This is a genomic window from Pyxidicoccus trucidator (assembly GCF_010894435.1).
Classification (GTDB): domain Bacteria; phylum Myxococcota; class Myxococcia; order Myxococcales; family Myxococcaceae; genus Myxococcus; species Myxococcus trucidator.
The window spans coordinates 1-2,408 of sequence record NZ_JAAIXZ010000051.1; the positions used below are offsets into that span (position 1 = coordinate 1).

Consider the following 2,408-nt stretch of genomic DNA (forward strand, 5'->3'; position numbering starts at 1 on the left):
CTGCCGCAGCAGGGTGTCGAGCGACTGCTGGGAGAGTGCCGCGAGAGGGAAGTCGCCCGGGGAGAAGCGGCGGGCGTCCTCGGAGGCGCGCAGGGAGATGAGGGCGCGCAGGTGGTGGAGGAAGCGCTGGGAGAGGCCCTCGATGGTGGCCGCGTGGTGGAGGTGGGTGCTGTAGCCGAAGGCGAGCCGCAGGCAGCCCTGGAAGACGGAGCCGTTGACCTCCAACACATGCAGGCGCGAGCCCGAGGGGGAGACGGAGGAGCCGGAACTCTCGCTGGCCGGGGCGAAGAGGCGGCTGGACGCGACCGTGGCATCGAGCTGGCCGAGATAGTTGAAAGCCACCTGGGGCGCGGGCAGCTCCTGGAGCCGCTGGGCGATGTCCGTCGGGCCGAGCCACTTCAGCAGGCCGGAGCCGATGCCATGGTGGGGCAGGAGGCGCAGCGAGTCGCGCACGGAGCGCAGGCACTCACCGGCCGAGCCGCTCGAAGGCACGGGCAGCAGGACAGGGGTGAAGGAGGTGAACCAGCCGACGGTGCGCGAGAGGTCCACGTCGTCGAAGAGCTCCTCGCGGCCGTGGCCCTCCAGGTGGACGAGCACCTCGGACTGGCCGGTCCACTCGGAGAGGGCGCGGGCCAGGGCGGTGAGCAGCACATCGTTGATGTGAGCGCGCCAGGCGGAGGGCACTTCCTGAAGCAGGAGCTTCGTCTCCTCGGCATCGAGGGAGACGAAGACGGAGCGCTCGGAGGCGTAGGTGTTGGGGCCAGAGGCGTCGGTGGGAAGCGGAGCCACCTGCGCGCGGGCCGCGTCCAACCAGAGAGGCGCCTCGGCCAGCAGGGGCTCGGAGTGGGCATGGGCCTGCAGGCGACGAGCCCAGGATTGGAACGAAGTTGTCTTCGCCGGCAGCGTCACCGCGACGCCCTGCTGGAGCTGCTGGTAGGCGGACTCGAGGTCCTCCAGCAGCACGCGCCAGGAGACACCGTCGATGACAAGGTGGTTGGCGACGAGGAGCAGGCGCTGCTGGCCGTTGCCGAGCTGGAACAGGGCGGCGCGCAGCAGGGGCGGCTGCGAGAGGACGAAGCTGGCCTGCAGGCGCGAGGCCTCGGCTTCGAGCGCGGCGGGCTGCTCGGAGGCGGGCGTAGCGGAGAGGTCCACCTGGAGCAGGTGGAAAGGCGCCTCACTCGGACTGGCGTTCTCCTGAGACCAGGAGCCCTCGTGCTGGCGCAAGCGCAGGCGGAGGGCATCGTGATGGGCCACCACGAGCGCGAGGGCCTGCTCCAGGTGAGTGGGCTCCCGCGGTTCACGCGAGGCCAGGAGCACGGCCTGGTTGTAGTGGTGGGCGTGGGCCGGGTCGTGCGCCAGTTGCTGGTGCTGGGCAGGCGTGAGTAGCACCGGGCCGGTGACGGGGCCCTGCTCACCCACAGCCTCGGAGGCGGACTTCACCACGAGGGCGAGCTGCGCCACCGTCTGGTGCTGGAAGAGCTGGCGGGTGGCGAGCACGAGGCCGGCCCGCCGCGCACGCGCGACGACCTGAAGGCTGATGATGGAGTCGCCACCCAGCTCGAAGAAGTTGTCGTGGATGCCCACCTGCTTCAGGCCGAGCACCTGTGCCCAGACGTCGCACAGGCGCTGCTCCACGTCGTTGCGAGGCGCGACGAACTCGGCGCTGGCAGCGAGCACTCCCTCCGGAGCGGGCAGGGCCTTCCTATCGAGCTTGCCGCTGGAGTTGAGGGGCAGGGCCTCCAGGGCGACAAAGGCCGAGGGGACCATGTACTCGGGCAGACGCTGCTTGAGGGCGTCGCGCAGAGCGCTGGAGTCGGGAGTCTGCGTGCCAGACGGAGGCACGACGTAGGCCACCAGGCGCTTGTCGCCGGATGCGGAGTCCTCACGCACCACAACGACGGCCTGGCGCACCTGGGGGTGCAGCTCGAGGGCGGCTTCGATTTCACCCAGCTCGATGCGCAGGCCGCGCACCTTCACCTGGAAGTCGAGGCGGCCCAGGTACTCGATGTTGCCGTCTGCGAGCCAGCGCGCCTTGTCGCCGGTGCGGTAGAGGCGGGCGCCGGGCTCGGAGGCGAAGGGGTCTGGGATGAAGCGCTCGGCGGTGAGCTCGGGGCGGGCAAGGTAGCCGCGGCCCACCTGGACGCCGCCGATGAAGAGCTCGCCGGGCACGCCCGTGGGGACGGGCCGCAGGTGCGAGTCGAGGAGGCGGATGAGGGTGTTGGAGATGGGGCGGCCGATGGGGATGGAACGGAGGCCGAGCTGGGGCAGGCAGTGGAAGGCAGTGACGTCGACGGCGGCCTCGGTGGGGCCGTAGAGGTTGTGCAGCTGGGCGGAGGGCAGGCGCTGCAGGCAGCGCTGAGTGAGCTCAGGGGAGAGGGCCTCACCACTGCACACCACGCGACGCAGGC

The 2,408-nt window shown here is 70.8% G+C and carries 1 protein-coding gene; it reads right to left on the reverse strand.

All coding sequences use genetic code 11. The features are described from left to right. Positions 1-2,408: condensation domain-containing protein (locus G4D85_RS48320; RefSeq protein WP_164021885.1), on the reverse strand; the 2,408-nt coding region annotated here is incomplete at both ends.